Source organism: Nocardia sp. NPDC052566, from assembly GCF_044547285.1.
GTDB lineage: Bacteria > Actinomycetota > Actinomycetes > Mycobacteriales > Mycobacteriaceae > Nocardia.
On the sequence record NZ_JBIUAF010000004.1, the window covers coordinates 997,319 to 1,023,702 of the forward strand.

A 26,384-nucleotide genomic window follows, 5' to 3' on the forward strand; every position below is an offset into this window, starting at 1 on the left:
GGCTAGACCGGAACCGGAACCGAAAGCAGCAGCGACGACATGACACCCTCGGTGGTCACCCCGTCCAGTTCCGCCTCGGGGCGCAGGTGCAGCCGGTGCCGCAGCACCGCGATGGCAACGGATTTCACGTCGTCGGGGGTTACGTAGCCGCGGCCGTTGAGCCAGGCGAACGCGCGCGACGCGGCCATCAGTGCGGTCGCGCCCCGGGTCGACGCGCCGTGCTGGACGGCGGGGGAGTTGCGGGTGGCCCGGCAGATGTCCACCGTGTAGGCGAGCACCTCCGGGCTGATGTTCACCTGCGCGACCGCGGCGCGGCCCGCCGCGACATGCGCGGCGTTGGCGACCGGGCGCAGTCCGGCGGCGCCGAGATCGCGCGGATCGAAACCGGCGGCATGGCGCTGCAGGATGCGGAATTCGTCATCGCGGCCGGGCAGGTGGATGTCGACCTTGAAGAGGAACCGGTCCAGCTGCGCCTCGGGCAGCGGGTAGGTGCCCTCCTGCTCGATCGGGTTCTGGGTGGCGACCACCACGAACGGATCCGGCAGCGCCCTCGGCTTGCCGTCGACGGAGACCTGGCGCTCCTCCATCGATTCCAGCAGTGCCGACTGGGTTTTCGGCGGCGTCCGGTTGATCTCGTCGGCCAGCAGCAGGTTGGTGAACACCGGGCCGTGCCGGAAGGTGAACTCCGCCGAATGCGGGTCGTAGATCTGCGAGCCGGTGACATCGCCCGGCATCAGGTCGGGGGTGAACTGCACGCGGGTGTGCTCGAGATCCAATGCCATCGCCAGCGCGCGCACCAGCAGCGTCTTCGCCACGCCTGGCACGCCTTCCAGCAGGACGTGACCGCGGCACAGCAGGGCGAGCACCAGGTACATGATCGCGCTGTCGTTGCCGACCACCGCCTTGCCGATCTCGCCGCGCAGCGCGGCGAACGCGGCGCCCGCCTGCTCGGCGGTGGGGGTGTGGGTGGTGTCCATGGCCGTCATCCGACCTCCTCCTCGATCCATTCGAGTTGCGCGGCAACAAGTTCCAAGGTGCCCGCGTCGGGCACCGGCCCGAACAGCGCTTGCTGGACCTGCGCCGGTGCGGCGCCGGTGCGGGTGGCGATGGCCGCGATCACGCGGTCCTGCGGTGCGTCACTGGTCACGTCGAGCATCGGGCGGATGCGACGCAGCGTCGCGGCCCGCAGCTTCGCCGCGACATGGTCGTAGTCCTTCGCGCGGCGATACAGCGCCGCCTGCCCGGCGAGCAGCTCGTTCGCGGCCACTTCGACCGGGCGCGGCTCACCGACCAGCGCGCCGCGCCTGCGCGCCCGCCACCACACCAGCGCGCCGCCCGCGATCAGGAACTGGAGGCCGCCGAATGCGACCGGGCCCGGCAACCTGTCGAAGATCGAATCCTGGCCCCTGCCGTATTCCCGGTCCTGCTCGGGTTCCTTCTGTTCCGGGGGCGGCTTGTGCGGCGATGTCGCGGGCGGCGGATGTTTGGGCGGCGGGTTCGCCGCGGGCGGCGTGCCGCAGGACTGCAATGCCGCGTACAACAGCAGCAGCACGGTGATGGCGCCGATCAGGGCCGCCCAGAACTTCGGATTGCGGAGCAGTTCGGGCAGCGGCGGTAGTTGCCGCCTTGTCCGCGGTGGCGCCTCGGTGGCCACCAGCTCGTCGGGTTCGGGTGCGGGCGGCGGTGCGGCCTGGGAGTACCGGTCGGCGTATTCGAGCCTGCGGTACTCGTCCTCGGTGGCCTGCCTGCCGCCGTAGACCACCTCATCGAAACTCGAAGCGGCGGGCTGTAATTCGTTGGCGGCCTCGGCGGAGAGGGTGGACGAGGCGTCGGTGGCGGTCTCCTGCGCGGTGCGCGAGCGGCGCACCTCCAGCATGCCCCGCTGTTCGAGGCCGCGGAGTACGGCGCGGAAGCGTTCGCGCACCGCGCGGTCGAAATCGCGGTGCTGCGCGGCATTCTCGGCGGCGGCCCGGTGCTCTTCGGCCGCGCCGAGGCGTGGGGTGGGTGGAATGGGATCGGTCATCGTCGCTCTACATCCGGGATGCGGATATCCATACCTTCGCGGCGGCAGCGCAGGTCGACGTAGCTCACCACGCGCGTCGTCGATTCGACGATCTCACCGAAGACGGCGATCAGCAGCACACCCGAGGTGATCAGTGCGATCACCGCCCAGCGATGGGTTCCGGAGAAATCGGAGAGGTACAGCGGGACGCCCAGCAGCGGAACGGCGAGCAACACCAGCAGGCAGCGCTGGGTCAGATACAGCCCGGTGATGGACCGTCCCGTTCCTGCGGTGAGCAGTTTCGACCGCGCCACCGCGGTGGTGTAGTCCGCCTGTTCGGCGAAAATCGCTGGGACGGTGAGGAATCGGCTCGCACGCAGGGAGCCGAGCCACACCAGCGCCGCGGGCAGCGTGAAGAAGGTCAGCACGATCACCGCGGAGCCGAGCGCGCCGATCCAGGGCAGGGTGAACAGCAATCCGCCGCCGAGCGCCAGCAGTCCGAGACCGATCAGCGAGAACATCAGCTGGAAGATCAGCAGCGGATGCAGGCGCGCACCGGAGGCGGCCAGCGCGCCGGTCCAGCCGAGCCGGGTACCGGCCACGGCGGCGAGCCCGATCGGGACGGTGACCCCGCGCAGTACGCAGCGCAGCAGCAGGATGGCGAACGCGGTGGACAGCACGGCGGACCAGGTGGTGCCCGCGTCGGCGCCGTCGGTCAGCGCGGAACCCGCCGCGGTCGCCGCGAGCACGCCGGCTTCGGCGGTGACCAGCACGGCCGCCCCGAAACCGGCCAGGACGAGGATATTCGCCTGGATCACCGCGAACGGCACGTCGAGCAGTTCGCGAAAGCTCATAGGACGGATCGGCACCGTCGTTCCAGGCGACCCTGGTACCGGATCTTTCCCCGCCCCGACGGCACCGGCCGGATCAGCGGCTGGTAACACGCGGCCGAGTCTAGCTGTCAGTTCTCCAACAGGCGCTGTACTACGTCGCGATAGCGCGTCGGGTCGATCGGCGGCAGGCCGAGCAGGGCGCGCAGATACACGCCGTCGCCGACGAGGCGGATCAGATCGGCGCGCACCGGATCGTCGACTTCCCGGTCGAGGCCTGCCGACCAGGCGTCCAGCAATTCGGTGAGCGCCTGCTGCACCTCGTCGACCTCCGAGCCGGATTTGGCGTCGATGGTGCGCATGGTCGCGAGCATGGAGCGGTACAGCTCCAACTCGATCGCATCGGTCGCGTTATCCGGATTCGGGGTCTGCAAGTACCACTCGGCGGTCGTCATGCCGCGCTGCACCGCGCCGTCCATCTGCTTCGTCGCGCGTTCGCTCAGGCGGCGGACCAGGCCGGCGAGCAGCGCGTCCTTGCTCTTGAAGTGATAGAGCAGGCCGCCCTTGGACACGCCGGCGGCCGCGGCGACGTTCTCCAGCGTCACCTGGGACATGCCCTTTTCCAGCAGCAGGGTTTCGAGCGCGTCCAGGATGCGGTCGCGGGTGTTCGTGGTCACGACGGTCACTATACCGGCTGGACGGTAAGGTGAAATTACTGTACCGTCTGGACGGTAATGAAACGTGCGACGGAAGCCGAACAGATGACTACCGAAACCGTGAACGACACCCGTGCCGAAGCGGTCGCGCCACCGCGGGCGACGCCGCGGACATGGGCGGGCCTGGCCGTACTCGCGCTCGCCCTGCTGCTGCTCGCGGTCGACGCGACGGTGCTCGACCTGGCCGTCCCCGCGATCAGCGCCGATCTCGCGCCGACCACACCACAGCTGCTGTGGATCATCGACGTCTACTCGTTCGTGCTGGCCGGCCTGCTCGTCGTGATGGGCAACCTCGGCGACCGGATCGGGCGGCGCAGGCTGCTGCTGATCGGCGCGGTCGGCTTCGGCCTCGCCTCCGCGATCGCGGCATGGGCGGTATCGCCCGAAATGCTGATCGCCGCGCGCGTACTGCAGGGTGTCGCCGGTGCGACGCTGATGCCCGCCACGCTCGGCCTGATCCGGTCGATGTTCCTCGATCCGCGCGAGCGGACCATGGCGATCTCGGTGTGGGCCGCGATGGCCGGTGGTGGCGCGGCGGCGGGGCCGCTGCTCGGCGGCTGGCTGCTCGAGCACTTCTGGTGGGGTTCGGTGTTCCTGGTGAACCTGCCGGTCATGCTGGTGCTGATCGCCTTGGGGCCGTTGCTGATTCCGGAATCGCGTGACCCCAACCCCGGCCGCTTCGATCTGCCTAGTGCGGCGCTGTCCATGCTGGCGCTGATCCCGTTCGTGTACGCGGTGAAGGAAACCGCGGCGCACGGTGTGAGCCCGGTGAAGCTGGTGATCGGCGCGTTCGGCGTGCTGGCCGGTGTGCTGTTCGTGCGCAGGCAGCGGCGGCTCGACCATCCGATGCTCGACCTGAAGTTGTTCGCGCTGCCCAGGTTCCGCACCGCGGTGCTGACCAATCTGCTTTCGGTGTTCGCGCTGGCCGGTGTGCTGTTCTTCGGTTCGCAGTATGTGCAGTTGGTGCTCGGGCATTCGCCGCTGGAGGCGGGGCTGCTCCTGCTGCCTGGCCTGGCGGCCAGCGTATTCGCCTCGCTGGCGGCGGCGTGGATGATGCGGCGCTGGCGGCCGGGCATGGTGCTCGGCGGCGCGCTGACCACGGCGGCGCTCGGTGCGGTGCTATACCTGTGGCTCAGCCCGGACGCGGCGACAAGCACCACGCCGTTCATCCTCGGCTTCCTGCTGATCGGCGCGGGTGTCGGTGTGGCGCTGACGGTTTCGTCGGATCTGGTGGTGAGCTCGGCGCCGGTGGAACGGGCCGGCGCGGCCGCCGCGGTCTCCGAAACCGCCTACGAGACCGGTATCGCGCTCGGTGTCGCGGTACTCGGCAGCGTGGTGATGGCGATCTTCCGCAACGGCATCGACCTCACCCAGGTCCCCGCCGACCGCGTCACCGCCGCCTCCGAATCCCTCGGCGGCGCCACCACATTCGCCGCCGAACTCCCGGAGACAGCCGCCGACGCCTTCCTCACCTCGGTACACGAGGCATTCGTCGCCGGCATCCACGTGGCCGCCATCGGCACCGCCGTCATCATGCTGCTCGCCGCCCTGATCGCCTTCCGCCTCCGCACCACCAACCCCTAACCCCCGACCGCGCCGAGCGCAGTCGAATGGCCCTGCGACACGCCGCAAATAGGGGCCATTTGACTGCGCTCGACGGTGCGGTGTGTACGGGACTTGACCACCTCGGGCGCTACCGTCCGGAAAGGGTTCGGCGGCAAGGGGTTTACCTGGGCAGTGCTGGGCGCGTCGTGTGCCGTACCCGGCTTGGAACATGAGCCAGGTGCATGTGCTGGACTTCCATCCCGGTCATCTGGCCGTGGTCCCGTTCTCGAGATCACAACCCGCGAGCGCAGTCGAATGGCCCTGCGACACGCGGTAAATGGGGTTATTTGACTGCGCTCGGCTGTCCGTTGCGGAGGGGATTGAGCGCCACAGGGTTTGGGGTGGCTGTGCTCGGCTTGCCTCTCGGTGGTGAGTGGTGCCGGGGTTAGGGGGTGGGGCGGGCTAGTTGGGTGGGGGTCAGGCGGCCTCGGAGGGTTACGGATTCGCCTAGGTGCCAGTGGGTGGCTTCGGCGGGGGCGGCGGAGGTGATGGTGTGGGCGGAGGCCAGGAGGAGGTTGTCTTGTTTGGCCAGTTCGCAGAGGCGGGCGGCCTCGTTGACGGCGTCGCCGATGACGGTGAACTCGTAGCGCTGGTGGGCGCCCACATTGCCTGCGACGACCTTGCCCGCGGCTACGCCGATGGCGGCGATGATTTCGGCGGTGCTGCCGTCGGGCGTGGTGCTATCGGCGGTCTCGCCGGCTGAGGCGGTGCTGGCGAACGAGATGTTATCGGCGGCAGTGCTCTTGGATGAGGTGCTGTTGGCGGCGGTGCCGTCGAGGCGGCGGCGCATTGCGCGGGCGCAGGCGAGGGCGGCGCCGGGGGCGTCGGGAAGGGTTGCGGGGGTGCCGAATACGGCCAGGGCGGCGTCGCCTTCGAATTTGTTCAGCAGGCCGCCGTGGCGTTCGACCTCGTCGACGACGATGGCGAAGAAGCGGTTGAGGATGGCGACGATTTCGGGGGCGGGCAGGGTGGCGGCCATGGTTGTCGAGCCGACGATGTCGATGAACAGCGCGGCCGCTTCGCATTCCACGCCGCCGAGGGTCGGATCGCCCGCGAGGGCGGCATCGGCGACCTCGCGGCCGACGTGCTTGCCGAACAGGTCCCTGATCTGCTCGCGTTCGCGCAGACCGTCGACCATGTGGTTGAAACCGCTTTGCAGCTCACCCAATTCGGTGCCGTCGTAGACCGTGATCGCGACGCCGAGGTCGCCGTCCTCGACCTGGCGCAGCGCGCGCCGCACGCCGCGGATGGGGGCGACGATGGCCGACATGGTCTGCGTCATCAACAGCAGGCCGAAGACGAGCGCCGCACCGCCGAGCGACAGCACGCACACTGCGAGCCGCGCGGTGCTCACATCGGACATGGTCAGCGCGAGCACCGCGATCACCATCAGCCCCGCGACCGGCATACCGGAGCCGAGCACCCACACCACCAGCGAGCGGCCGAAGACACCCATGCCGCTGCGCCGCCGCGATTCCGCCACGTCGAGCACCCGCGCCGTGATCGGCCGCAGCGCGAATTCGATCAGCAGATAACTGTTGGCGCAGACGACGATCGCGCTGAACGCGATGCCGAAGACGAACTTCGGAATCAGCGCAGGATCGACCAGCCCGTACGCGGTGGTGATGACGACGAGCCCGCCGAGCCACAGCAGCGCCTGGCTCGACACCAGCTGCCTCGGCACGGCCGCCGCCGCTGCCTGCTCCGCCGCAGTCGGCAGCTGGTCCGGATCGGTGGCCCACCGCAGGGTACGCAGGCTGCGCGCCGTACCCCACGCGATGCCGACGAGGAACGCCAGCGTCCCGTAGACCGGCGCGACCACCGCATCGAGCACCACCAGCTCACGGCTGTAAATCGTGGGTCCTGGCAGTACGAACCCGATCAGCACGATCGACAGCACGATCCCGATGAAGTTCGATACCACCAGCGACACCGTCAACAGCAACTGAATACGCAGCCGCCGCAGCCCCGACGATTCCTCCTCGGACCCGAGCAGCCGCGACCCCCACGGGGCGGCCGACCGCTTATCGGCCCGCAACTCGCTGTGGCGCATGCGAGCAGGTTAAACGCTCCCGCTCGGTTTCCGCCCCGCCCCGACACGCCGATCCACCTGCCAGTGGCCCACGCCGACCCACCCCCGGATCTCGAACCCGTAGGTGTGGGTCGCCCGTGAGCGTCGATAAATGGTGCTCACCCGAAGGTGAGTTTTCGGCGGCAGCGGCACGAGCGCTCGCCATGCGCCAGCACGAGAACCGCTTCCGTACGCTCACTCCGGCGCGCAGGTCAGGCTCGGGCAGTTGCCGGTCATCGCGGTGTGCACCCGGTTAGGTGTGGCGCCGCCGGGCAATTTCCCCCGGATGCAGATCATCGGTGCGGTCATCGTCGAACGGCAGGGACCGGCGGCGCAGCGTCGAGCGGAACAACAGCATGCGGCTCCGGCAGGTCCACCACGAGTGTGGTGGCGCCCGCGGCCAGCCACGAGGACCTCGCCTCTAGCGCAGCAGCCGGGTTGGCTCCGCCTTTCGCGGGCTCGCGTGTAGTGAGCAGGGCACCAGAAACGATGCGGCGGGTGGGAATTCGCGCGACCGTGAGCGGGTCAGTTGGCGGGCGGGAGTTCGCGGGGGCCGCGGCGGCCTGGGAGTTGGAGGCGGCGGCGGGTGGGGAGTTCGTCGTTGCGGTCGGCGGGGGCCAGGGCGGTGGCCTGCGGTTCGGTGGCGGGCGGGAGTGCGGCGTAGTGCGGGTCGGCGTCGACGACGGTGGCGGCGACGCGGTGGGCGTGCAAGGCGTCGGGGGAGCTCGGCGGGAGTTGGTAGCCGGGTTGGGGCACACCCGGGACGGCGCCGTGCGAATCCTGGGAGTCCACCGTGACTTTCCGGGTGCGGCGCAGGGTGAAGGTGATTTCCTCGACCTCTTCGAAGGCTTGGCGGGCGGTGCGCAGCGGGTGGGTCGCGGTGTCGATGGCGTTGGCGACGAACGACGGGACGAGCGGGCGGATCAGCCGGGCGGCGGTGTCGCTGAACGGCACCATGCCGATGATCGGGAGTTCGAGCCCGCCGCCGCGCGGTGCCTGTGGCGCGAGCGCGCCGCCCGAAGTGGCTGGAGTGAGCGCGTTTCCGGTGACGGGCGCGGGCAGGTTCGGTGTCATGGTCCCCTCCTGAGTTCGGTCGCCGGTGGTTCCGGCGGGTAATTCGGTGCGCCGCGTCGCTTCGTCGAGCCGCGGTGGCTCGGTGACCCCGATCTCCAGTCCGCCGATGGCGGCGATGATGCGGGTGCGCTGGCGTTCCCGGTCGATGGCGGTATCCGCCTCGACGGCGAGCCGTGCGGCGGTGAGTTGTTGTTCGGCGCGCAGGGTTTCGGCCTCCGCGCGCACCTCGGCGCGTTTGACGGCGATGGCCTCGTCGGCGGTGCGCTCGGCCTGATCCTGGACCAGCCGGGCCGCCAGGCGCCGATCGAAGAAGGTGTCGCCGCGCCACCAGCGCATGATCAGCGGCAGTAGCGCGAGCGCGATCAGCGTCAGGATGGTCAGCACACGCAGTGGCAGCGCGGAGTCGACGGTGTAGTCGTTCATGGCCTGCCAGCGCGGGCCGAGGCCGCGCTCCGGTGTCGCCGCCGCGGTGGATTCGGCCGCGGTGAGCGCCTTTTCGCCGTCGGTGATGCGCTTGTCGATCCCGTCGACCTTGGCCCGCTCCCCGGCGAGCTGCTTGCGGGCGTCCTCGAGCATGTCGTTGGCGGTCAGCGCTTCGGGTCCGCGCCCCGGCACCCTGGTGGTGCCGAGCGCCGGGCATTCGGGCGCGGGGCTGAGCTCGCACCGCGCGATCACCAGTGTGCGGTCGACATCGGCCTGCGCCTTGGCAATCGATTGATCCAGCGCGGTCCGCTCCGCTTTGGCCCGCGTCAGCTCGGTGTTCGCCGCGATCACCGCGGGCGCCGAACTCGCTGTGCGTTGCGCCTTTTCGTCGAGCAGCCGTTCGACGGTGCTACCGAAGAGCACGATCGCGGCCAGCTCCGCGATGACACCGCCGAACAGCACGGCGACCGCGATCCGCGCGATCAGGCCGAGCCGGTCCGGCATCCGGCCTGGGCGCACGGTCGCCAGTGCGCGACCGACCGCGGCCGCCAACGCGGTGACGAGCACAGCGAGGAAGATTGTGGCCCACAACGACCAGGTACCGGTCGCGGCGAGGGCGAGCGTGGTGATCGTCCCCGCGACCGCGGCGAACAACAGCACGACGGCGCCGGTGACGGCGTATCCGGATCGCTCGTGGGCCTCGTTCAGTTCACTGTGCTGGCCGCCGCCGAGCCAGGTGAATATGCCGGTGACCGTCATGGAAGCCCACATCCTCTACGTCCCAGTCACTTTCGCCGCCACGAGCGACCGCTTGCAGGTCGCTCGGAACAACACCGCCGGCGACTGCTTGCAGGTCGCTCGGAACAACCTGCCTGCCTGCAGTCGAGCATTCTGCGAAACTGTCACGGATTCGTGGTGACAGCGTGACAGGCCGGGGCCCGACACACCGAGTACGGTCGCGGGTATGTGGTCAGCCTCACAGGCGGCGGGTATCGGACATCGAGGACGGGTGCGCTCATCCCACCCCGAGTAAACTGACCGGGTGGTTCGTTTCCGAGCAAAAAGGTCTGGACATGCGAACTTTCGTCCTCATGGTGCTCTCGGCGGCATTCTTGGTTGTCACCGTCGATAGCGCCCAAGCCGCACCCGGCGACCCGAATCCCGGGTCGCTGGATCGCCTTGTCGAGCTGGTCGCCGACCGGCTCGACACCGGTGACGTGGTCGCCGCCGCCAAGTGGGTCAGCGCCGCGCACAACGGATCCGAGCCGATGATCGACGATCCGGCGCGCGAGGCGATGGTCTACGACGCGATGACCAGGCTCGGCGCCGACCGCGGACTGTCCGAGAACTGGGTCAGGCAGGTGTTTTCCGGTCAGATCGAGGCCAACAAGATGGTGCAGCGCGGCCTGATCACCCGCTGGCGCTTCGATCCCGCGGTCGCGCCGACGGTTTCGCCGGAGCTGGCGGCGGTGCGGCCGGAGATCGATCGGCTCAACATCGGCATCATCGAGCAGCTGGCGGATCATCGCGCGGAGTTGTCCGGACCGGCCTGCGCGGAACGGCTGGCGCACAGCGTCTTCGATTTGTATGCCGCCCGGCGCGGTGACGGACTGCATCGCGTCGTCCTGGCACGCGCAGCCGCCGCGCTGTGCAGTCCTTGAAAGAAACAGGCACTCTACGGAAATTGATGCCATCGCGGCGGGAATGTTCCGGCCGTTAGTCGCTGTGGCCGCGAATGTTTCGGATTTACGGCAAGCGTGCGGACGGTGCCGCGGGCCGGCACCGCGACGCGCCCGATCGAATGTGTCGAATCCCACTCCGCAACGTTTGCTGAAGGTGTGCTGAAAACCACAGCGGGCAAAAGAATCCGGACGGTCGGATCACATTCCTGGCTTGTCACGACCCTGTCGGAAATCTCTCACGGGCGCACCGCCCCGATAGCCGTCCGTCCGATGGTTTGCCGCGGCGGTCACGGGGGAAATCCAGTTCGACGCAGGTGGGCGGCGGTTATCGGGCCCGTTGCGCGGTGTGGAATCGGTACTCCCGCGCCGTTGTGGCTGCATGGCACCGGGTGTCAAGGGATCGATCGGTCCGGGCTCGCTGCTTTACACTGGACAACGCGCACACGTGGAGGACCGCATGAAGAAGCCCAGCTAGACCTGGTTATTAGTACAGCCTTAGTTGGTTGGGCCCCGGACCTGACTTATCGTTTGCTCTTACGCCGAACTCACAAATGCTCGGCACATCGCCCGCTAGGGCAGCCCCCAGCGTAGCGGGCGAGCACCCGCGCGGAGGTAAGGATCATGTAAGCGATCCGTTACCAACGGGCACCCACAACGTCACAGAAGCGGGTGGAAACAACTGGAGACGTGACTGCACGCCGAAGACCATCAGCGCGGCTGGTTTCCCGGATGTACGGACAGTCTGACGGAGGCGTTCGACGAAGGCCGTTTTCATCGAAGGCCGATTTCTTGAAGGCAGAGGCATGACGCAACTTCCTGGCCACAGGTCCCCTGGACCCATCGGGCTCTATGACCCGGCGAACGAACACGACGCCTGCGGTGTCGCATTCGTCGTCGACATGCACGGCCGCCGCAGCCGCGACATCGTCGACAAGGCCATTACGGCTCTGTTGAACCTGGAGCATCGCGGTGCCGCCGGCGCTGAACCGAACAGCGGTGACGGCGCGGGCATCCTGATCCAGATTCCGGACCGCTTCTTCCGCGCCATCGTCGATTTCGAGCTGCCGGCAGAGGGTTCCTACGCCACCGGTATCGCGTTCCTGCCGCAGGCCCGTCGTGAGGCCGCGCGCGCCGCCTACGGCGTCGAGAAGATCGTCAAGGAAGAGGGCCTCGATGTCCTCGGCTGGCGCGAGGTCCCGATCGACGAGTCGTCGCTCGGCGCGCTGTCGCGTGATGCGATGCCGACCTTCCGGCAGATCTTCATTGCCTCGCCCAAGGATTCGGCCGAGCAGCTGTCCGGCATGGACCTGGAGCGCCGCGCCTACGTCATCCGCAAGCGGGTCGAGCACCAGCTCGGCAAGTCGGGCTCCGGTGAGGGCTCGGTCGGCAAGGAATCGGTGTACTTCCCGAGCCTGTCCGGCCAGACCTTCGTCTACAAGGGCATGTTCACCACGCCGCAGCTGCGCGCCTTCTACCTGGACCTGCAAGACGGCCGGGTGGAAAGCGCCCTCGGCATCGTGCACTCGCGCTTCTCCACCAACACCTTCCCGTCGTGGCCGCTGGCGCACCCATTCCGCCGGGTCGCGCACAACGGTGAGATCAACACCGTCACCGGCAACGAGAACTGGATGCGGGCGCGCGAGGCGCTGCTGCGTTCGGACATCTTCGGCACCGACTCCGCGGGCAACAACCGGCTCGCGAAGATCTTCCCCGTCTGTACGCCGGGGGCGAGCGATACCGCGCGCTTCGACGAGGTGCTGGAACTGCTGCACCTCGGCGGCCGCAGCTTGCCCCACGCGATGCTGATGATGATCCCCGAGGCGTGGGAGCGCAGCGAGTCGATGGACCCGCAGCGCCGCGCCTTCTACGAGTACCACTCGATGCTGATGGAGCCGTGGGACGGCCCGGCCTCGGTGTGCTTCTCCGACGGCACCGTCGTCGGCGCCGTGCTCGACCGCAACGGCCTTCGCCCCGGCCGCATCTGGGTGACCGAGGACGGCCTGGTCGTGCTGGCCTCCGAGGTCGGCGTGCTCGATATCGACCCGTCCAAGGTGGTCCAGAAGGTGCGGCTGCAGCCGGGCCGGATGTTCCTGGTCGACACCGCGCAGGGCCGCATCGTCACCGATGACGAGTTCAAGTCGCAGCTGGCCGCCGAGTACCCGTACCAGCAGTGGCTCGACGAGGGCGTGACCAAGCTGGCCGACCTGCCCGACCGCCCGCACGTGCACATGTCGCACGATCGCGTGCTGATCCGTCAGCAGATCTTCGGATACACCAACGAGGAACTGAACCTGCTGATCTCGCCGATGGCCAAGACCGGCGGCGAGGCGCTCGGCTCGATGGGCACCGACACCCCGATCGCGGTGCTGTCGGCGCGGCCCCGGCTGCTGTTCGACTACTTCTCCCAGCTGTTCGCGCAGGTCACCAACCCGCCGCTGGACGCGATCCGGGAAGAGGTCGTCACCAGCCTGAAGCGGGCCATCGGCCCCGAGGCCGACCTGCTGCACCCGGGCCCTGAGTCCTGCAAGCAGATCGCCATCGAACAGCCCATCCTGGACAACGACGAGTTGGCCAAGCTGGTGCACATCAACGACGACGGCTCGCACCCCGAGCTGCGCTCGGTGGTCGTGCGCGGCCTGTACCCGGTGAAGAAGGGTGGCAAGGGCCTGCGCAAGGCGCTCGAGGCCATCAACACCCAGGTGTCGGCGGCCATCGACGGCGGCGCGCGGATCATCGTGCTGTCCGACCGCGAATCCAACGAGAAGCTGGCGCCGATCCCGTCGCTGCTGCTGACCTCGTCGGTGCACCACCACCTGGTGCGCGAGCGCACCCGCACCATGGTCGGCCTGGTCGTGGAGGCCGGTGACGCCCGCGAGGTGCACCACATGGCGATGCTGGTCGGCTTCGGCGCGGCCGCGATCAACCCGTACATGGCCTTCGAGACCATCGAGGACATGCTCGAGCGCGGCGCGCTCGAATTGCCGGGCAGCACAGGCGATCTCGCCGCCGACTACCGCAAGGCGGTCGCGAACTTCAACAAGGCCGCGGGCAAGGGTGTGCTGAAGGTGATGTCCAAGATGGGCATCTCCACCATGGCCTCCTACAACGGCGCGCAGCTGTTCCAGGTGATCGGCCTGTCGCAGGAACTGGTGGACGAGTACTTCACCGGCCTGCGCTCGCACCTCGACGGCATCGGCCTGGACGACATCGCCACCGATGTCGCCGAGCGGCACAAGGTCGCGTTCCTGGAGAACCGCAACGAGCGCGCGCACCGCGAGCTCGAGGTGGGCGGCGAGTACCAGTGGCGGCGCGAGGGTGAATACCACCTGTTCAACCCGGACACCGTGTTCAAGCTGCAGCACGCGACCCGCACCGGCCAGTACTCGATCTTCAAGGAGTACACCAAGCTGGTCGACGACCAGTCCGAGCGGCTCGCCTCGCTGCGCGGCCTGTTCAAGTTCAAGACCAAGGAGCGCGCGCCGATCTCGATCGACGAGGTCGAGCCCGCCTCGGAGATCGTGAAGCGGTTCTCCACCGGCGCGATGAGCTACGGCTCCATCTCCTCGGAGGCGCACGAGACCCTCGCGGTCGCGATGAACCGCCTCGGCGGTCGCTCGAACTCCGGTGAGGGCGGCGAGCACCCGGCCCGCTTCGAGGTCGAGGAGAACGGTGACTGGCGGCGCAGCGCGATCAAGCAGGTGGCCTCCGGCCGCTTCGGCGTGACCGCGCACTACCTGACCAACTGCACCGATATCCAGATCAAGATGGCGCAGGGCGCCAAGCCCGGTGAGGGCGGCCAGCTGCCCGCGCACAAGGTGTACCCATGGGTCGCCGAGGTGCGGCACTCGACGCCGGGCGTCGGCCTGATCTCGCCGCCGCCGCACCACGACATCTACTCGATCGAGGATCTGGCGCAGCTGATCCACGACCTGAAGAACGCGAACCCGCAGGCGCGGATTCACGTGAAACTTGTTGCGGAGCCCGGCGTCGGCACCGTTGCCGCCGGCGTCTCGAAGGCGCACGCGGACGTCGTGCTGATCTCGGGTCACGATGGTGGCACCGGCGCCTCGCCGCTCACCTCGCTCAAGCACGCGGGTGGTCCGTGGGAGCTCGGCCTGGCCGAGACCCAGCAGACGTTGCTGCTCAACGGACTTCGCGACCGCATCGTGGTCCAGGTCGACGGTCAGATGAAGACCGGCCGCGACGTGATGATCGCCGCGCTGCTCGGCGCCGAGGAATTCGGTTTCGCCACTGCGCCTTTGGTGGTCTCGGGCTGCATCATGATGCGCGTCTGCCACCTCGACACCTGCCCCGTCGGTGTCGCGACGCAGAACCCGGTGCTGCGCGAGCGCTTCACCGGCAAGCCGGAATTCGTCGAGAACTTCATGCTGTTCATCGCCGAAGAGGTTCGGGAACTGCTGGCGCAGTTGGGCTTCCGCACGCTGAACGAGGCCATCGGCCGGGTCGACATGCTCGACACCGCCAAGGCCAAGGCGCACTGGAAGGCCAGCAAGCTGGACCTGTCGCCGATCCTCGACGACGTCGAGACGGCGTTCATGTACCAGGATCGCCGCTGCACCAAGACGCAGGACCACGGCCTGGACAAGGCACTCGATCAGCAGCTGATCGCGCAGAGCAGGGACGCGCTCGAGCGCGGCCAGGCGGTGAAGTTCGAAACCAAGATCACGAACGTGAACCGCACCGTCGGCACCATGCTCGGCCACGAGGTGACCAAGCTCTACGGCGGAACGGGCCTGCCCGACAACACGATCGACATCACCTTCACCGGTTCCGCGGGCAACAGCTTCGGCGCGTTCGTCCCGGCCGGTATCACCCTGCGGGTCAACGGTGACGCGAACGACTATGTCGGCAAGGGTCTTTCGGGTGGCCACATCGTCGTCCGCCCGGCACAGAACGCGCCGGACGCCTTCGTCGCGGAGCAGAACATCATCGCGGGCAACGTGATCCTGTTCGGCGCCACCAGCGGTAAGGCGTTCATCCGCGGTGTCGTCGGCGAGCGGTTCGCCGTGCGCAACTCGGGCGCGCTCACGGTCGTCGAGGGCGTCGGTGACCACGGCCTCGAATACATGACCGGTGGCCGCGTCGTCATCCTCGGCGAGACCGGCCGCAACTTCGGCGCCGGTATGTCCGGCGGTGTCGCGTTCGTCTACAACCCGAACGGCACCTTCGAGGCCAGGCTCAACCCCGAGCAGGCCGACGCCGTCGAGCAGCTGTCCGGCGACGACTTCACCTGGCTGCGCGACATCATCACCCAGCACCGCGATCAGACGGGTTCGGCTGTCGCCGAACGCATCCTGAGCGATTGGTCGCAGCAGGTGAACCACTTCGTGAAGCTCATGCCGCGCGAATACAAGAAGGTTTTGCTCGCGATCTCCGAGGCCGAGAAGAACGGCACGGATGTCGACGAGGCGATCATGGAGGCGGCACGTGGCTGACCCACAGGGATTTCTGAAGCACACCAAGCGGGAACTGCCGACGCGTCGTCCCGTTCCGCTGCGGCTCATGGACTGGAAAGAGGTCTATGAGGAGGGGTTCGCCAAGGACACGCTCAAGACCCAGGCCAGCCGCTGCATGGACTGCGGTATTCCGTTCTGCCACAACGGCTGCCCGCTGGGCAACCTGATCCCGGAGTGGAACGACCTGGTCTACAAGGGCCAGTGGCGCGAAGGCATCGACCGGCTGCACGCGACCAACAACTTCCCGGAGTTCACCGGGCGGCTGTGCCCCGCGCCGTGTGAGGCGTCCTGTGTCCTCGGCATCAACCAGGACCCGGTGACGATCAAGCAGGTCGAGGTCGAGCTCATCGAGAACGCCTTCGACGAGGGCTGGGTGACCCCGGTCTACCCGACCCGTCTCACCGGCAAGAAGGTCGCCGTCGTCGGCTCCGGCCCGGCCGGTCTGGCCGCGGCGCAGCAGCTGACCCGCGCCGGTCACACCGTGACCGTGTTCGAGCGCGCCGACCGCATCGGCGGCCTGCTGCGCTACGGCATCCCGGAATTCAAGATGGAGAAGCGCTTCATCGACCGCCGTCTCGCGCAGATGGAGGCCGAGGGCACCATCTTCAAGACCGGTGTGAACGTCGGTGTCGACATCACCGCCGAGCAGCTGCGTGAGCGGTTCGACGCGGTCGTGCTCGCCGGTGGCGCCACCCTCGCGCGTGACCTGCCGATCCCGGGTCGCGATCTGGACGGCATCCACCAGGCGATGGAGTTCCTGCCGTGGGCCAACCGGGTGCAGCTCGGTGACGACGTCACCGATGCCGACGGCCTGCCGCCCATCCACGCGAAGGGCAAGAAGGTCATCATCATCGGTGGCGGTGACACCGGCGCCGACTGCCTCGGCACCTCGCACCGGCAGGGTGCGGAGAGCATCCACCAGTTCGAGATCATGCCGCGCCCGCCGGAGGAGCGCGCCACCTCGACCCCGTGGCCGACCTACCCGCTGATGTACCGGGTGTCCTCGGCGCACGAAGAGGGCGGCGAGCGGGTGTTCTCCGTGAACACCGAGCGTTTCGTCGGCAAGGACGGCAAGGTCACGGCGCTGGAGGCGCACGAGGTCAAGATGGTGAACGGCCGCTTCGAGAAGGTCGACGGCACCGACTTCACCCTCGAGGCCGATCTGGTGCTGCTCGCCATGGGCTTCGTCGGCCCCGAGAAGCCGGGCCTGCTCACCGATCTCGGCGTCGGCTACGACCAGCGCGGCAACGTCCAGCGCGACAAGAACTGGGCAACCAACGTGCCCGGCGTCTTCGTCGCCGGTGACATCGGCCGCGGCCAGTCGCTCATCGTCTGGGCCATCGCCGAGGGCCGCGCCGCCGCGGCCGCCGTCGACAACTACCTGGAAGGCGAAACCGCGCTCCCGTCGCCCATCACCCCCACGATGGTCGCCCAGCGCTGACCCCCAGCGGCGTGAGCTCAGGCCCTGCGTAACCACGTAGGGCCGTGAGCGCCGCCAATTCAACACAGACCGCTCTCTTACCGGAGCAGCGAGGCGCCCGTGGACTCCAATGTCCCCGGGCGCCTTTGCTTTACCCTGGACAAGCACTGCGTGCAGAAGGGGGGAGCCGATGACCGGCGAATCGAACGGTGCGGATCCACTTCAGGTGATTCCCGAACAGGTCAAGGACCTGGGGCGGTACGCGTACGGGATCGCCACCGAATTGCGTTCGGGATCCAACTCGCTGGACGGCGAGGTCCGCGGACTGCTCGAAACCTGGAAGGGGGGCGCCGCCGACTCCTACGGCGCGGGGTGGGACGAAATGCACCAAGGGGCGGTGCGGGTGTGGGATGTGCTCTTCGCCCTGGCCGAGAAGCTGGGTATCACCGCGGAGAACTACCGGACCACCGACACCGGCAGCGCGTCCGGCATCAGCTCGCTCGGCGGGTTGGCGTGATGAACCATGGCTGACGGACAAGGCTTTCAGGTCGATCTCCCGCATCTCGACGAGGTGACCATCCGCATGCGCGCGTTCAAAGAGTTCGTCACCAACCACCTGACCGAACTCGACAACCGAGCCGCCGCGATCGGAACCTCATGGACCGGTCCCGCAGCGGACGCATACGCCCAGGCCCATCGCGATTGGGCAGTCGGTGCGACGGATGTCCGTGAAGGCCTCGATGTGCTCGAGGCGGCGGCCAAGTCCGCCCACGAGAACTACACGGGCGCGGCGTCGGCGAACCTCGAGATGTTCGGTCGCAAGGACACATAGGGATGCGCCGGGGTACCGGGCATGAAGGTGGACTGGGACACCTACTACTCAGTCGGCCGAGCGTGTTTTCAACTGGCGGAGGCGATTCAGAATTCATTCATCAGCAGCGTTCGTACTGACGCACATAGGGCTGCGACTCCGGTAAGACGTTGTATCCGGGTGTCTGGCAGCCGCCGACCACGACCTCGAAAAAGGGGCCCATGGAGTAGCCGGGGCCGTTAGGTGTGTGGATCGTGTAGTCGACCACCGCACCGGAGTCAGCCAGGTAGGGAAGATGCAGATCGGCGAGTTGTGTGGTCTGCGCGGCGCTGAATTCCGTACCCACGGGAGGGAATACGCTGACGCCCAGTGTGCGGCCCTCGGAAGGCGGGTCGTAGACCGACACCCGAACAAAGAACGGGATGGGTTGATCGGTCAGGAACCACTGCCACAGCTCGAGTTCGTCATTGGACGGGAAGCGGGGGGCGGGCTCTTGGTGGGGGATGAGGCGATCGTGGGGCCATGGATAAGACCCGGGGCTTCGTTCCGAGTGATTGGTTAACCCGCGGTCCCACTCGTGAACGGTGGATACGGTCCACTGGTTGGATGCCAGTTCGGGGAAGTCCCGGATGATTCGGCGCATCGCCGCGGTGGCGCGGTGAGGTTCGCTCTCGGAGCCCGCTCGGACGTCGATGGCGTTGGTTATGCGGCTCGCGTCGCCGCCTCTCGAGGACCAGTGCACTTCGGTGCCGGCGGCCCATAGCCGCGCCCAGGTGTCTGCGGCGTTCGCTTCAGTGCTCACGTCACGGCCGAAAAGCCAGTATGCGGAATAGGAGTCCGCCATCCGGTCGATGGTGACCTCTGTCGGGTCGCCCTGGAAACGCCGCGGAAGCTGTTGAGCGCCCATGGCACTCACCACAGAGGCGGTCTCGGCCGGTGTGGCGTCGTCCCTGAGCCGCACGTCGAGTTTGGCGTTGAAGTGTCTGCCCTTGTAGTGCTCGAACCGGTGTGACGCGTCCGTCACCGCCGGAAGGGCCCGGATGGCAGTCTCGATCTTGCGTGACCAGCTGTCACGCTCGGCCTGGTCGCGTCCTTGTTCGAAATAGCCACATCCGGTCAGCAGGACTGGCGTCATCATCAATATGACGATCGGGGTGGTGAAGCGAATAGCTTTGATTCTGCGGACGATGAGCGGCGAAGGCGCCGATGTGGGAGTTTCGGCCGGGAAGATTGCTGCCCCCCAACGACTTATGAGACTCGACCGAATTCCACCTGCTGAGGAGGGGGACCTGAATGCGTTACTGCCAGTCTCGGACGAAGCGCATGACTTCCGCGACTTCGCGCGGGACGCGGCGACAACCGACCCGCCGACCGCGATCATGATCAAGGCCGCCACCACGATGCCCACGATCATCAGCATGAAATTTTCCCTCCGAGGTCGATCTTCGCCCGATGGTAGCGGCTGGTTCTAGTCCCTGGCACGCCTGGCCATACCATGGATCCAATAACCATCCTGCGGAAACGGGCCGATCGACGTTCCGATCAGTCGGTAGCATGCTGTTGCGTCGGCTGCAGGCGGGCGGACAGTACCGCGTCGGAGTAGCGCTCGGTCGTCAGGTCGGTGTCGGGGATCCCGAGTTCGTACAAAATGGCTCTGATGTCTTCGAGAACGGCTGCTGTATCGGATTCGGGGACAAGGGATTCCAGCTCCAGAAAAGTGCCGTCCAGTTCGGGGACTGTCACGAGCGTAGCTACCAGCTCCCGGCCGCCAGCGGTGAAACGATAGTTGGTGCAGTGCTTTTGGAATGCGATCAGCGGTGTCGCACCAAGTTGCCGTAGGACGACGTCGATGACTCTCGGGTCTGCGATCTCGGTCTCGTGCTCCGGTTTCGATTCGCTTGCCCGTGCTTTGAGCTCGGCTTCGATCATCAAGAGCCTTCCTCGATCGGGTGCGCCTTGCGCCACATCTCCTCGAATTGCCGTAGGAATTCTGTGTCGAAGTACTCCGCAGGTTGCGGTCGTCAGCTGTACATGCCAGAGCGGTGTCGTTCGGTGGATACCGCGACAGTCGGTCGGTACAGCGTGGGCCATCCGGGTGCTGAGGTGATCTTGTTCTCGGCGAGTGTGGCTGGACGGGCAAGACGCTTTGGCTATCACGGGGCAGCCGAAGTTGGGTTGTCGGGCGAGGCTGTCCGGTATGTCGGGAGTGTTCGGGGGATGGGTCGTGGTGGGGTGTAAAGGTTTTGGGCAAAGGGTCGGAAATCGGACATGGGGTGGGGGTTCGGATGGCGTTGGGGCGGGTGGGGCCCTATTGTGGTCAACGGCGTGCTGATGATCTTGGGATGTGGGTCGGGTCGTGCATGTCGTATCGCTGGATAACAGGAGTTAACCCGGCGTGCACTGGGACGACATCCGTCGAGGTCAGCATCGAAGCGGCAACGTGTCGGGGACTGTCCCACACAGGGACAGAAGTTTGAACTGGAGCAGTATGCGGTTGAAGAAGATTGTCGCGACTCTCGGTGTTTCCGCGACAGTTGCGTCCGGCTTGATGTTCGGCGCCGGTTCCGTCACGGCGGATCCGGGATGCCCGAGCCTGTATGTGGTGGCGATCCCCGGCACGTGGGAGACCGGCCACGAGAAGAAGCCACAGCCTGGCATGCTGGCCGGTGTCACCAACAACATGCCGAGTTCGGTCGATGTCGACTACGTGACCTACGCGGCGACCGCCTTCCCGTGGGAGGGCGATATCTACGGCAACTCCAAGAAGGAGGCCGTGAACAACGCGCGAGGCATGATCGCCGCCAAGGCACGCACGTGTGGCGCCACCAAGATCGCCATCGTCGGCTACAGCCAGGGTGCGGACGCCGCGGGTGATCTCGCGGCCGAGATCGGCACCGGCATCGGCGTCATCTCGCCGGACCGGGTCGCGGCCGTCGGCCTGATCTCCGACCCGCGCCGCTCACCCACCGACGCTCAGGTCGGCCCGCCCGCCCAGGGCGCGGGCGCCGGCGGCCCCCGTGTCGGCGGCTTCGGCTGGCTCAGCGACCGCACCAGGACCATCTGCGCGCAAGACGACCTCTACTGCGCCACCGCGACCGACGACTTCGTCACCCGGTTCGCGGGCTGGCTCGCGCAGAGCTCCGATGCCAACCCGGCCAATATCTGGCGCTACCAGCTGGAGATGGGCTCGATCATGAACGACCTGTGGGCGCACGGCGGCGTGCCGACGCTGCAGTCTCAGCTCACCGATTCGGCCAACCAGCAGCGGGCCAAGGATCTCGAGCACTTCTACAAGTCGCAGGCGCACACCCTGTACGGCAGCTACCAGGTCGGCGGTGGGCAGACCGCGGTGTCCTGGATGCACAACTGGATCGCGGGCCAGGCCTGATCAGACCGGAATCGAAGACCCCCTCGGTAGTGCCGAGGGGGTCTTCGTCTTTGATCAGCGCTCGTATTCAGTTGTGGGAGCGGGTGTTCAGCTGCTACCCGCGGAACCGGTCGGCGGCCGCAGCTGGAAGAACCGCGGGCCATCGGGGCGGCGGTGCTCGCCGGGCCCGGGGAATTGATGGTGCCGGGGGTGCCTGCCGATTTCGGTGCCTTCCTGCACCTCACCCGGCTGCTGCAGGACCACGGTGTCGGGGGATTCAGGGGTATCGGCGGACGCGGTGACCGCGAGGGCGCCGAGCGGAACGGCAACCAGCGCGCCAGCGACGGCGACCCGAGTGAGTGTGCGTCGGAACAGCGGCGATGTCTTGGAGAACAACACGGAATTCCTTTCTCTGGAACGGTGAACCGCTTGGGGGCGGCTCACCGGTCCCATCGAAGTTTCCGGCGCTGGGACCGCGGTGCGATGTCCCTGGCAATCGGCTGTGAGATCAGCCCGCAGCGATATTGCGCGGCAACAGATCCCAGACGTGCCCGTTCTCGTTGATGGTCGCGGCGGTGCGGCGGCCGGTGCGCGAGTACAGGATTCGGGTGATCGAGCAGTAGTCGATCGGGAAGGTCAGCGGCCGCTCCAGCTTCAGCACGTCCTGCAGCAGCACATTGATCACGCCGCCGTGCGCGAATACCACCACGGTGTCGGCGGATTCGGTGGCCGCCGCGATTTCGCTGATCGCGTCGTATACCCGGCCCTTGAACGCGCGTCCGTCGATCAGTTCCGGCAGCTGCCCGGCCTTGATCCGCTCGTATGCCTCTCTGAATTCGACCTTGGCGTCCTCGATCGGAATGTAGGCGGGCAGGTCGCGATCGTATTCGGCCAGATCATCGACGATATCGACGCCGAGGCCGAGCTTGTCCGCCACCGGTGCCGCCGTCGCTCGCGCGCGTAGCTGCGGGCTGCTGACCACTCGGCTGATCCGATGGTGGCCAAGGGCCGCAGGTAACCGTTCGGCCTGTTCCACCCCGACGGCGGCCAATTCCGGGTCGGCCTGTCCCGTCGCCCGCAGAACCCGAACCGGCTGAGCATGACGCACGAGTATCAACTGCACGGCCCACACTTTGCCCCATGGAAATTGTCCGCTTCACCCGGGTTACCCGATGATCGTTTTATCGGCGCAGACGAATTCGGCCCGGTCCGCGGTGGGCGGGCCGGGCCGAATTCGTGTCGTCTATTGCTGGTTCTTGCGCTTGGTCAGCAGGTAGATGATCCCGACGATCCCCACGATGACGAGCAGGCAGCACAGCCCGCCGATGATGAACAGTCCACTGCCGCCCTTGCGCTTCTTCGCCTGGTAGTCCACCGCGGCGCTCAACACATCCGAGCTGGTCCACACCGAGGGATCCAGCAGGCTGGTATTCGTCAGCAGATCCACATACATGGCAACCCCATCTCGTTCTTTCGGGCCCCTCCCGGGCCCGAAAGCTCAAGGGTAGCGGGGCTATTCGCTCAGTGGGAAGCCCACAGTTCTGGTCACCGCGGTTTCACCAGCGGGAACGGCAGTGTTTCGCGGATGCTGCGCCCGGTGATCAGCATGACCACCCGGTCGACACCCATGCCGAGTCCGCCGGTCGGCGGCATCGCGTGCTCGAGCGCCTGCAGGAAGTCCTCGTCGAGTTCCATCGCCTCGGGATCGCCGTTGGCGGCGAGCATCGACTGTTCGGTGAGCCTGCGCCGCTGCTCGACCGGATCGGTGAGTTCGCTGTAGGCGGTGCCCAATTCGACGCCCCACGCCACCAGATCCCAGCGTTCGGTAACGCCGGGAATGCTGCGGTGCGCGCGGGTCAGCGGCGATACCGAGGTCGGGAAGTCGATGTAGAAGGTCGGCTCCTCGGTGCGCGATTCCACCAGATGCTCATACATTTCCAGGACGACCTGCCCGGCGTCCCAGCCGTGCTGATACGGCACCTGCGCCTGATCGCACAGCTCGCGCAGCTTGTCGAGTTCGGTCTCCGGGGTGACGTCGGCGCCGATCGCCTCGGAGACCGCGCCGTGCACCGTCTTGACCGGCCATTCGCCCGAGATGTCCACCGGCTCATAGGTTCCGTCCGGTTGCGGGCGCAGCGCGACCATCTTGCCGTTGGCCGCGAGCGCGGCGTTCTGGATGAGCTGGCGGCAGGTGTGCATCATCCGCTCGTAGTCGCTGTGCGCCTCGTACGCCTCGAGAATGGTGAATTCGGGGTTGTGGCTGAAGTCGACGCCCTCGTTGCGGAAGGTGCGCCCGATCTCGAACACCTTCTCCATCCCGCCGACGCACAGTCGCTTGAGATACAGCTCCGGCGCGATGCGCAGATACAGGTCGAGGTCGTAGGCGTTGATATGGGTGAGGAACGGAGCGGCGTTGGCGCCGCCGTGCACCTGCTGCAGGATCGGGGTCTCCACCTCCAGGTATCCCCAGGCGTTCAGCGAATCCCGCAGCGAACGCACCACCGCGCTGCGCTTGGCGAGCACCTCGCGGATCTCGGTGTTGATCGCCATGTCGACGTAGCGCTGGCGCACCCGCGCCTCGGGATCGGACAGGCCTTTCCACTTGTCCGGCAACGGATGCAGGCATTTGCCGAGCATTCGCCAGTCGGCGGCGAGCAGCGATAGCTCACCGCGGCGGCTGCGCCCGATCTGGCCGCTCACCTCGATCAGGTCGCCGAGGTCGAAGAACTCGCCGAATTCGGCGCTGCGCTCGGTGCCGACCCGGTCCCGATCGATGACGAGCTGGATCTCGTCGGTCCAGTCACGCACCACCGCGAAGATGACGCCGCCGTAGTCGCGGATGCGCAGCAGCCTGCCGCAGACCCGGACGGTGGTGCCGCGCGGTGAATGCCGCGCCGCCTTGACGGTGTGTGTCGGCGGGTAGGCGACCGGGTAGGCCTCGATACCGGATTCGGTGAGCCGGTCCAGCTTGTCCATCCGCACCCGCACCTGTTCGGGGCGGCGCGGCAGGTGTTCGACGCCGATGGTGTCCGGCAGGTCGGGTGCGCTGCCGTCGGCGTGCAGACCGGTCAGCGTCGCGGGGGCGGCGCTGTGCATACCGGTGTGCGTCGCGGTATCGGGTTCCTTGCCGAAGCGCGGCAGGAAGCCCTCGGCCAGCGCGCTGGCCACCGCGACGCGCGGTAGCTGCCTGCGCTCCTCGAACAGGAAGAACCGTGGCACCCAATGCGGCTGGTATTTCACGTTGGAGCGGTACAGCGCCTCCAGCTGCCACCACCGCGAAAAGAACAGCAGCACACCGCGCCACAGGCGAAGCACCGGGCCGGCGCCGATCCGCCCGCCCTCCTCGAAGACCGAGCGGAATACCGCGAAGTTCAGCGACAGTTTGGTGATGCCATGCTGTTCGGAGGTCAGGCAGAACTGCGAAACCATCAGCTCGACAATGCCGTTGGGGCTGCGCGGATCGCGGCGCATCAGCTCGAGCGACGCGCCGGTGCGGCCCCACGGCACCAGCGAGAGCAGCCCGAGTACCCGGCCCTGCGGGTTGATCGCCTCCACCAGCAGGCAGTCGCCGTCGAGCGGATCGCCGAGCCTGCCGAGCGCCATCGAGAAGCCGCGCTCGGTTTCGGTGTCGCGCCAGGCATCCGCGCGCGCGATCACCGAGGGGAATTCCTCCGGTGGCACGTCGCGATGACGACGGATGCGCACCACGATGCCCTGCTTGCGCGCCCGGTTCACCGCCTGACGGACCTGTTTCATCTCGGGTCCGGCCAGCGAGAAGCCGCGGGTCTCCAGGATGGCCTCGTCGCCGAGGCGGATCGCCGAGAGCCCGGCCTTGCGGTAGGCCGTCGCGCCGAGCTCGCTGGCGCCCATCACCGCGGGCGCCCAGCCGAATTGGTCGGCCAGCCGCAGCCAGGCGTCGATCGCCTGCGGCCAGGCCTCGCGGATACCGATCGGATCGCCGCTGGCCAGGCAGACGCCGAGTTCGACGCGGTAGGTCACCGCGGCCTTACCGCTCGGCGCGAACACCACCGCCTTGTCGCGGCGGGTGGCGAAGTAGCCGAGCGAATCCTCGATATCGGAACGCTCGAGCAGGCCGCGGATCGCGGATTCGTCGGTGCCGGTCATCGCGTTGGCCGCGCGCTGGGAGCGCAGCAGGATGATCACCGCGCCGAGCAGCGCGATCGCGCCGAACAGTCCGAGCAGGAAGTTCACGAACGGGCGCGGATGGCCGTCGAAGTGCTCGTTGTCCACCAGCACCGCGGCGGTCACCCGGTAGACCGCCCACAGCGGCCGCTGCACGCCCGCGGGCAGCGAACCGGGGAACAGTTCGATCAAGCCCCAGCCGAGCAGGCAGCCGATGGCGAGCCCGGCGGCCAGCGCGCCGAGCGCCTTCCAGCCCGCGCCGCGACGGACCTTGGTGTAGAACTCGCGCCACGCCGCGATGAGCACACCGAGCGCCGCCAGGTGCACCACCATCGCCACCAGCGCGTGCATATCGCCCTGCTCGGCGAACTCCGCGAAGTTGACGACGGTGAACAGCCCGAGGTAGCCGAGCAGCAGCCACCAGGCGATGCGTTTGCGGCTGGCCGTCGCGCCCGCGAGCAGGCCGACGACGAGGGCCCAGACGAGGCTGGTGTCCGGCGCGTCGAAGTAATAGGCGTCGACGTAGCGTCGCGGCACCTGGGTCAGGAAACGCAGTCCCGGCGAAAGGCTCCACAGGAAGCACAGCACCGCGAACACACCGAGCACCATGCCCGCGATGTGCGGGACCTCGCTGAGGCGTCCGTGCCCGCGATGCGGGACGGGTGGAGAGGGTTTATCCGGTGGTTCGGTGTCCAGGTGTTGCGGGGCTTGCGTGGAAGTCACTGCACCAGTGTGCGTGGTGCCCCCGTCCCGGTGCTCGAAG

Annotated in this window: 20 protein-coding genes; 8 read left to right on the forward strand and 12 right to left on the reverse strand. The window is 67.5% G+C overall.

The features are described 5' to 3' along the window. Positions 1-2: 2 nt before the first annotated feature. From ACIG5A_RS24500 to ACIG5A_RS24515, 4 genes are all read right to left on the reverse strand, one after another. Complete coding sequence (locus tag ACIG5A_RS24500) at positions 3-986, reverse strand: AAA family ATPase (RefSeq protein ID WP_397243727.1); 984 nt, start codon at positions 984-986, stop codon at positions 3-5. Then, positions 983-2,023, reverse strand: a complete 1,041-nt coding sequence (locus tag ACIG5A_RS24505; protein ID WP_397243729.1) for a DUF4129 domain-containing protein — start codon at positions 2,021-2,023, stop codon at positions 983-985. The genes ACIG5A_RS24500 and ACIG5A_RS24505 overlap by 4 nt, the downstream gene beginning before the upstream one ends. Further along, positions 2,020-2,856 carry a hypothetical protein gene (locus tag ACIG5A_RS24510; RefSeq protein WP_397243731.1) on the reverse strand — a complete coding sequence of 279 codons (837 nt, stop codon included), beginning with the start codon at positions 2,854-2,856 and terminating at the stop codon, positions 2,020-2,022. The genes ACIG5A_RS24505 and ACIG5A_RS24510 overlap by 4 nt, the downstream gene beginning before the upstream one ends. Positions 2,857-2,963: 107 nt before the next feature. Next, a complete protein-coding gene (locus tag ACIG5A_RS24515) occupies positions 2,964-3,509 on the reverse strand; it encodes a TetR/AcrR family transcriptional regulator (protein ID WP_397243733.1) in 546 nt (181 codons plus the stop codon). A gap of 84 nt (positions 3,510-3,593) precedes the next feature. Here ACIG5A_RS24515 and ACIG5A_RS24520 point away from each other — a divergent pair, with 84 nt between their 5' ends. Then, positions 3,594-5,132, forward strand: coding sequence for an MFS transporter (locus ACIG5A_RS24520; RefSeq protein ID WP_397243735.1), 1,539 nt, complete (start codon positions 3,594-3,596; stop codon positions 5,130-5,132). 406 nt (positions 5,133-5,538) lie between these two features. On the opposite strand, the gene ACIG5A_RS24525 is transcribed toward ACIG5A_RS24520, so the two are convergent. Both ACIG5A_RS24525 and ACIG5A_RS24530 read right to left on the reverse strand, forming a co-directional pair. Beyond that, entirely contained in the window at positions 5,539-7,206 is a 1,668-nt protein-coding gene (locus tag ACIG5A_RS24525) for an adenylate/guanylate cyclase domain-containing protein (RefSeq protein WP_397243737.1), read from the reverse strand. Between the two features lie 543 nt (positions 7,207-7,749). After that, positions 7,750-9,480, reverse strand: coding sequence for a DUF4407 domain-containing protein (locus tag ACIG5A_RS24530; protein WP_397243739.1), 1,731 nt, complete (start codon positions 9,478-9,480; stop codon positions 7,750-7,752). A 314-nt stretch (positions 9,481-9,794) separates the two neighbouring features. Here ACIG5A_RS24530 and aroQ point away from each other — a divergent pair, with 314 nt between their 5' ends. The 5 genes from aroQ (at position 9,795) to ACIG5A_RS24555 (ending at position 18,132) form a co-directional block, all read left to right on the forward strand. After that, positions 9,795-10,382: a gamma subclass chorismate mutase AroQ gene (gene aroQ / locus ACIG5A_RS24535; RefSeq protein WP_397243741.1), complete on the forward strand. Its 588-nt coding sequence runs from the start codon at positions 9,795-9,797 to the stop codon at positions 10,380-10,382. Positions 10,383-11,206: 824 nt separating this feature from the next. After that, entirely contained in the window at positions 11,207-15,859 is a 4,653-nt protein-coding gene (gene gltB / locus ACIG5A_RS24540; RefSeq protein ID WP_397243743.1) for a glutamate synthase large subunit, read from the forward strand. Then, positions 15,852-17,321, forward strand: a complete 1,470-nt coding sequence (locus tag ACIG5A_RS24545) for a glutamate synthase subunit beta (RefSeq protein ID WP_397243746.1) — start codon at positions 15,852-15,854, stop codon at positions 17,319-17,321. Before gltB ends, ACIG5A_RS24545 begins: the two co-directional genes overlap by 8 nt. A 169-nt stretch (positions 17,322-17,490) precedes the next feature. Continuing rightward, complete coding sequence (locus ACIG5A_RS24550) at positions 17,491-17,817, forward strand: WXG100 family type VII secretion target (RefSeq protein ID WP_397243748.1); 327 nt, start codon at positions 17,491-17,493, stop codon at positions 17,815-17,817. Between the two features lie 6 nt (positions 17,818-17,823). Then, a complete protein-coding gene (locus tag ACIG5A_RS24555) occupies positions 17,824-18,132 on the forward strand; it encodes a WXG100 family type VII secretion target (protein ID WP_397243750.1) in 309 nt (102 codons plus the stop codon). Between the two features lie 100 nt (positions 18,133-18,232). On the opposite strand, the gene ACIG5A_RS24560 is transcribed toward ACIG5A_RS24555, so the two are convergent. After that, positions 18,233-19,249: a hypothetical protein gene (locus tag ACIG5A_RS24560; RefSeq protein WP_397243752.1), complete on the reverse strand. Its 1,017-nt coding sequence runs from the start codon at positions 19,247-19,249 to the stop codon at positions 18,233-18,235. A gap of 4 nt (positions 19,250-19,253) precedes the next feature. On the opposite strand from ACIG5A_RS24560, the gene ACIG5A_RS24565 reads away from it, so the two are divergent. Further along, positions 19,254-19,583: a hypothetical protein gene (locus ACIG5A_RS24565; RefSeq protein WP_397243754.1), complete on the forward strand. Its 330-nt coding sequence runs from the start codon at positions 19,254-19,256 to the stop codon at positions 19,581-19,583. Positions 19,584-19,653: 70 nt separating this feature from the next. Here the strand turns inward: ACIG5A_RS24565 and ACIG5A_RS24570 are convergent, their stop codons facing one another. Beyond that, the gene (locus ACIG5A_RS24570) at positions 19,654-20,040 is read right to left on the reverse strand and encodes a hypothetical protein (RefSeq protein WP_397243756.1); all 387 of its coding nucleotides are present in this window, start codon (positions 20,038-20,040) and stop codon (positions 19,654-19,656) included. A 559-nt stretch (positions 20,041-20,599) separates the two neighbouring features. On the opposite strand from ACIG5A_RS24570, the gene ACIG5A_RS24575 reads away from it, so the two are divergent. Next, on the forward strand, positions 20,600-21,499 hold the full coding sequence (locus ACIG5A_RS24575; RefSeq protein WP_397243758.1) for a cutinase family protein: 900 nt from the start codon (positions 20,600-20,602) through the stop codon (positions 21,497-21,499). Between the two features lie 87 nt (positions 21,500-21,586). On the opposite strand, the gene ACIG5A_RS24580 is transcribed toward ACIG5A_RS24575, so the two are convergent. From ACIG5A_RS24580 to lysX, 4 genes are all read right to left on the reverse strand, one after another. Next, the gene (locus tag ACIG5A_RS24580; RefSeq protein WP_397243760.1) at positions 21,587-21,874 is read right to left on the reverse strand and encodes a hypothetical protein; all 288 of its coding nucleotides are present in this window, start codon (positions 21,872-21,874) and stop codon (positions 21,587-21,589) included. Positions 21,875-21,986: 112 nt separating this feature from the next. Beyond that, positions 21,987-22,601, reverse strand: a complete 615-nt coding sequence (locus tag ACIG5A_RS24585) for a histidine phosphatase family protein (protein ID WP_397243762.1) — start codon at positions 22,599-22,601, stop codon at positions 21,987-21,989. Between the two features lie 120 nt (positions 22,602-22,721). Continuing rightward, a complete protein-coding gene (locus tag ACIG5A_RS24590) occupies positions 22,722-22,931 on the reverse strand; it encodes a hypothetical protein (protein ID WP_397243764.1) in 210 nt (69 codons plus the stop codon). 92 nt (positions 22,932-23,023) lie between these two features. Next, complete coding sequence (lysX, locus tag ACIG5A_RS24595) at positions 23,024-26,344, reverse strand: bifunctional lysylphosphatidylglycerol synthetase/lysine--tRNA ligase LysX (protein WP_397243766.1); 3,321 nt, start codon at positions 26,342-26,344, stop codon at positions 23,024-23,026. Between the last annotated feature and the right edge of the window lie 40 nt (positions 26,345-26,384).

Excerpts from the sequence above, each read along its gene's own strand:
- ACIG5A_RS24500 (WP_397243727.1), bottom strand. The coding sequence starts at position 986 with ATGACGGCCATGGACACCACCCACACCCCCACCGCCGAGCAGGCGGGC.
- ACIG5A_RS24505 (WP_397243729.1), bottom strand. The coding sequence starts at position 2,023 with ATGACCGATCCCATTCCACCCACCCCACGCCTCGGCGCGGCCGAAGAG.
- ACIG5A_RS24510 (WP_397243731.1), bottom strand. The coding sequence starts at position 2,856 with ATGAGCTTTCGCGAACTGCTCGACGTGCCGTTCGCGGTGATCCAGGCG.
- ACIG5A_RS24520 (WP_397243735.1), top strand. The coding sequence starts at position 3,594 with ATGACTACCGAAACCGTGAACGACACCCGTGCCGAAGCGGTCGCGCCA.
- ACIG5A_RS24525 (WP_397243737.1), bottom strand. The coding sequence starts at position 7,206 with ATGCGCCACAGCGAGTTGCGGGCCGATAAGCGGTCGGCCGCCCCGTGG.
- ACIG5A_RS24530 (WP_397243739.1), bottom strand. The coding sequence starts at position 9,480 with ATGACGGTCACCGGCATATTCACCTGGCTCGGCGGCGGCCAGCACAGT.
- aroQ (WP_397243741.1), top strand. The coding sequence starts at position 9,795 with ATGCGAACTTTCGTCCTCATGGTGCTCTCGGCGGCATTCTTGGTTGTC.
- gltB (WP_397243743.1), top strand. The coding sequence starts at position 11,207 with ATGACGCAACTTCCTGGCCACAGGTCCCCTGGACCCATCGGGCTCTAT.
- ACIG5A_RS24550 (WP_397243748.1), top strand. The coding sequence starts at position 17,491 with ATGACCGGCGAATCGAACGGTGCGGATCCACTTCAGGTGATTCCCGAA.
- ACIG5A_RS24555 (WP_397243750.1), top strand. The coding sequence starts at position 17,824 with ATGGCTGACGGACAAGGCTTTCAGGTCGATCTCCCGCATCTCGACGAG.
- ACIG5A_RS24560 (WP_397243752.1), bottom strand. The coding sequence starts at position 19,249 with ATGATGACGCCAGTCCTGCTGACCGGATGTGGCTATTTCGAACAAGGA.
- ACIG5A_RS24565 (WP_397243754.1), top strand. The coding sequence starts at position 19,254 with ATGACGATCGGGGTGGTGAAGCGAATAGCTTTGATTCTGCGGACGATG.
- ACIG5A_RS24570 (WP_397243756.1), bottom strand. The coding sequence starts at position 20,040 with ATGATCGAAGCCGAGCTCAAAGCACGGGCAAGCGAATCGAAACCGGAG.
- ACIG5A_RS24575 (WP_397243758.1), top strand. The coding sequence starts at position 20,600 with ATGCGGTTGAAGAAGATTGTCGCGACTCTCGGTGTTTCCGCGACAGTT.
- ACIG5A_RS24590 (WP_397243764.1), bottom strand. The coding sequence starts at position 22,931 with ATGTATGTGGATCTGCTGACGAATACCAGCCTGCTGGATCCCTCGGTG.